Source organism: Conyzicola sp. (assembly GCF_046714715.1).
Taxonomy (GTDB): Bacteria; Actinomycetota; Actinomycetes; order Actinomycetales; family Microbacteriaceae; genus Conyzicola.
In genome coordinates, this window is the sequence record NZ_JBKKAD010000214.1 from 1 (window position 1) to 4,293 (window position 4,293).

Genomic DNA, 4,293 nt, shown 5'->3' on the forward strand with positions numbered 1-4,293 from the left:
CCTCGAGATCGACGCCGCCGACCTGCTCGGCAACGTGCGGGCGACCAACGAGTTCGAGTTCCAGCGGGAGCTGGGCAAGATCGGCAAGCCGCTCGACCGCGACGAGTGGTTCATGACGCCGCAGACCATCAACGCGTACTACAACCCCGGCTTCAACGAGATCGTGTTTCCCGCGGCGATCCTGCAGTTCCCGTTCTTCGACGAGAAGCGCGACGCCGCGGCGAACTACGGCGCGATCGGTGCCGTGATCGGGCACGAGATCGGCCACGGTTTCGACGACCAGGGTTCGAAGTACGACGGCGACGGCAAGCTCACCGACTGGTGGACCGAAGACGACAAGGCGGCCTTCGAGAAGCTCACCGCATCGCTCATCGAGCAGTACAACGCCCTCGCCCCCGCGCAGACCCCCGACCACCACGTCAACGGCGCCCTCACGATCGGTGAGAACATCGGCGACCTCGGCGGTCTGAGCATCGCCTGGAAGGCGTACCTGCTGTCGCTCGACCCTTCGACAGGCTCCGGACAAGCGGCCGAGCCGCCCGTCGTCGACGGTCTCACGGGCGCCGAACGGTTCTTCCTGTCGTGGGCTCAGGCGTGGCAGATCAAGGCCAGGGACGCGGAAGTTATTCGCTTAATTTCAATAGATCCTCATTCCCCGAATGAGTTCCGCTGTAACCAGATCGTGCGTAACATTGACGACTTCTACACCACCTTCGGGGTCACGCCCACTGACGCGCTCTGGCTTGACCCGAACGAACGAGTCACCATCTGGTGACCCTCCGCTCGAGCGCACTGTAGAGGCCGACGGTGGCGCACGTAGCCCGAATGAGAGAACGCTCCGATCGCCTGCGCGCAGCCTCGAACGGGCGGCACGTGAGCACGCAGCGCGAGCCGCGGTTCGCCGGGTCGTTCCGCGCGCTGGGGCGGCTCGCCTACGACGGGGCACAGGTGTCGGCGAGCGTGCGCGATCTGGCCACGGGCCGCGCCCTCGTCGAGATCGACGACCGCATCGTGCTGCCGACCGCGAGCATCGGCAAGGTGCTGCTGCTCATCGAGGTGTCGGCACGGCTCAGCGCCCGCGACGACTCGGGCTACGGCATCGTCGATAAGCCGCCGATCGGTCTCGTCGGCAGCGCGGGCGTGTGGCAGCACCTGCAGGCGCCGTCGTTGCCGATCGCCGACCTCGCCACCCTCGTCGGCTCGTCGAGCGACAATGTGGCGACGAACCTGCTGCTGAACCGGGTGGGCCTCGAGGCCGTGCGCGCCCGCACCGAGTCGCTCGGCCTCAGCCGCACGGCACTGCTCGACTTCGCCCGCGACCGGCGCGGACCCGACGACGCACCGCAGCTCTCCGTCGGCTCGACCGACGAACTGGCCCGGCTCTTCGCCATGCTCGCCCGCGAAGAGGTCGTCGACGCCGTCACGAGCCAGCGCGTCATGGGCTGGCTCTCGCTCAACAGCGACCTCTCGCTCGTGGCGAGTGCGTTCGGACTCGACCCGCTCTCCCACCGCACCTCCGACCATTCGACGCTCCTCATCAATAAGACGGGGTCGGATGTCGGCGTCCGCAGTGAGGCCGGAGCCCTCCGCGGCCGGCGTGCCGCGGTCTCCTATGCGGTCTCCGTGCACTTCGCAGACGACTCGCTCGCGCGGCGGCTGAGCGTGGTGGAAGCGATGCGCTCGGTAGGCGAAGAACTGCTGGAGTACGTGCACTGACGCCGTGTTAGCGTGTTGTGAAAGTCGGTCACGATCTCAATGGGGAGAAACATGCCAAAGACGTCAGCGAGCACGCGCGCGAAAGACGGGAACCTGCCTCCGGTAGCGGTCGATCCCGTGATTCTGGAGGCCGAGGGCCGGCGCTGGACTCCCACGAAGATCGCCATCTGGATAGCGATCGCCCTGCTCGGTGGCTTCAGCTGGGTCATGCTGGCGGTCGTGCGGGGCGAGACCGTCAACGCCATCTGGTTCGTGTTCGCCGCCGTCTGCACCTACTTCATCGGCTACCGCTTCTACTCGAAGTACATCGAGAAAAACATCGTGAAGCCCGACGATACCCGCGCGACACCGGCCGAGTACAAGGCCGACGGCAAGGACTACGCGGCCACCGACCGCCGGGTGCTCTACGGCCACCACTTCGCCGCCATCGCCGGGGCCGGACCGCTCGTGGGACCGGTGCTCGCGGCGCAGATGGGCTACCTGCCCGGCACGATCTGGATCATCGTCGGCGTGGTTCTCGCCGGTGCCGTTCAGGACTACCTGGTGATGTTCTTCTCGATGCGCCGCGGCGGCCGGTCCCTCGGCCAGATGGCGCGCGACGAGCTCGGCCGGGTCGGTGGAACCGCCGCGATCATCGCGACGCTCACGATCATGGTCATCATCGTCGCGATCCTCGCTCTCGTCGTGGTGAACGCGCTCGCCGAGAGCCCGTGGGGCGTGTTCTCCGTCGCCATGACGATCCCGATCGCGCTCTTCATGGGCTGTTACCTGCGGTTCTTCCGGCCCGGCAAGGTCACCGAGGTCTCGATCATCGGATTCGTGCTGTTGCTCGCCGCCATCATCGGCGGCGGGGCGGTCGCCGAGACCGACTGGGGCGTCGCGCTGTTCACGGTCGAGAAGGTTCCGCTCGCGATCGGCATCATCATCTACGGCTTCGTCGCGGCCGTGCTGCCGGTCTGGCTCTTGCTCGCCCCGCGCGACTACCTCTCCACGTTCATGAAGATCGGCACGATCGTGATGCTCGCGATCGCGATCATCATCGTGCGCCCCGAGATCTTCGCGCCGGCCGTGAGCGAATTCGCGTCCACCGGAACGGGTCCGGTCGTGAGCGGCACCCTCTTCCCGTTCTTGTTCGTCACCATCGCCTGCGGCGCGCTGTCCGGATTTCACGCACTCATCGCATCCGGAACCACCCCCAAGCTCATCGAAAAAGAGCGGCAGACCCGGTTCATCGGCTACGGCGGCATGCTCATGGAATCGTTCGTGGCGATCATGGCGCTCGTCGCCGCCCTGTCGATCGACCGCGGCATCTACTTCGCGATGAATTCCTCGGCGGCGGCCACCGGCGGCACGATCGAGGGCGCCGTGGCCTTCGTCAACGGGCTCGGGATGGCGGGAGTGAACCTCACGCCCGAGATGCTGCAGCAGACCGCCGACAACGTGGGCGAGGAGTCGATCGTCTCGCGCACCGGCGGCGCCCCGACCCTGGCCGTCGGACTGGCGAACATCATGCAGCAGCTGATCGGCGGCAGCGGGTTGATGGCGTTCTGGTACCACTTCGCCATCATGTTCGAGGCGCTGTTCATCCTCACCGCGGTCGACGCCGGCACCCGGGTCGCGCGGTTCATGCTGCAGGACTCGATCGGCAACTTCATCCCGAAGTTCAAGAACACGTCGTGGCGCGTGGGGGCCTGGATCGCGACGGCGATCATGGTGGCCGCGTGGGGAGCGATCCTGGTGATGGGCGTGACCGACCCGCTCGGCGGCATCAACACGCTGTTCCCGCTGTTCGGCATCGCCAACCAGCTGCTCGCGGCGATCGCCCTCGCGGTGTGTATGGCGATCATCGCGAAGCGCGGGTACTTCCGTTTCCTCTGGGTGGTGGCGCTGCCGCTCGGATTCGCCGCGGTCGTCACGATCTCGGCGTCGTTCCTCAAGATCTTCTCGCCGGTGCCGGCGGTCGGCTACTTCGCGCAGAACGCGGCGTTCCGACAGGCGCTCGCCGACGGTGAGACGAGCTTCGGCACGGCGCCGACGGTGCAGGCGATGGAGGCCGTCGTGCGCAACACGATGGTGCAGGGCATCCTGTCGATCCTGTTCGTGACGCTCGCGATCATCGTGATCGTCACGGCGATCCTGGCCACGATCAGGGCGGCGCGGCGCGGCGCGAGCGAGAGCAGCGAAGACGCCGCCGTGCCGTCGAAGGTGTTCGCGCCCGCCGGGCTGATCCCGACGCCGGCCGAGCGGGAGCTGCAGGCCGAGTGGGACAAGCTGCCGGCCGCGCCCAAGCGGGGCGGCCACTGATGGGCGTGACCGGGATGGCGCGGGGAATCCGCTGGTATGTGCGCGGGCTGATGGGCGAGGACGCCTACGACAAGTACCTCGAGCACGTGCGGGGCGAGCACGCCGGGGCGGTGCCGGTCATGACCGAGCGCGAGTTCTGGCGCGACCGCACCGACCGCCAGGATGCGAACCCCGAGGGCCGCTGCTGCTAGGCGGGATCACGCCGATTTCGCCGCGGTCGCGATAGTGCAGTTGTGGCGGGTGCACGGCACGGTGGACCCGCCACAAGTGCAC

The 4,293-nt window shown here is 67.4% G+C and carries 4 protein-coding genes; all 4 read left to right on the forward strand.

Features of this window, described 5'->3' with window-relative positions:
• On the forward strand, window positions 1–775 hold a 775-nt coding region (locus ACLQ6X_RS16770), incomplete at its 5' end, for a M13-type metalloendopeptidase (RefSeq protein ID WP_411701287.1).
• A 98-nt stretch (window positions 776–873) separates the two neighbouring features.
• The gene (locus tag ACLQ6X_RS16775; protein WP_411701288.1) at window positions 874–1,716 is read left to right on the forward strand and encodes a serine hydrolase; all 843 of its coding nucleotides are present in this window, start codon (window positions 874–876) and stop codon (window positions 1,714–1,716) included.
• 51 nt (window positions 1,717–1,767) lie between these two features.
• A complete protein-coding gene (locus tag ACLQ6X_RS16780) occupies window positions 1,768–4,020 on the forward strand; it encodes a carbon starvation CstA family protein (RefSeq protein WP_411701289.1) in 2,253 nt (750 codons plus the stop codon).
• Window positions 4,020–4,211 carry a YbdD/YjiX family protein gene (locus ACLQ6X_RS16785; protein WP_411701290.1) on the forward strand — a complete coding sequence of 64 codons (192 nt, stop codon included), beginning with the start codon at window positions 4,020–4,022 and terminating at the stop codon, window positions 4,209–4,211. Before ACLQ6X_RS16780 ends, ACLQ6X_RS16785 begins: the two co-directional genes overlap by 1 nt.
• Window positions 4,212–4,293 lie beyond the last annotated feature (82 nt).

Bases quoted from the DNA above. Each gene is read 5' to 3' on its own strand.
- ACLQ6X_RS16780 (WP_411701289.1), top strand. From the start codon at position 1,768: ATGCCAAAGACGTCAGCGAGCACGCGCGCGAAAGACGGGAACCTGCCT.
- ACLQ6X_RS16785 (WP_411701290.1), top strand. From the start codon at position 4,020: ATGGGCGTGACCGGGATGGCGCGGGGAATCCGCTGGTATGTGCGCGGG.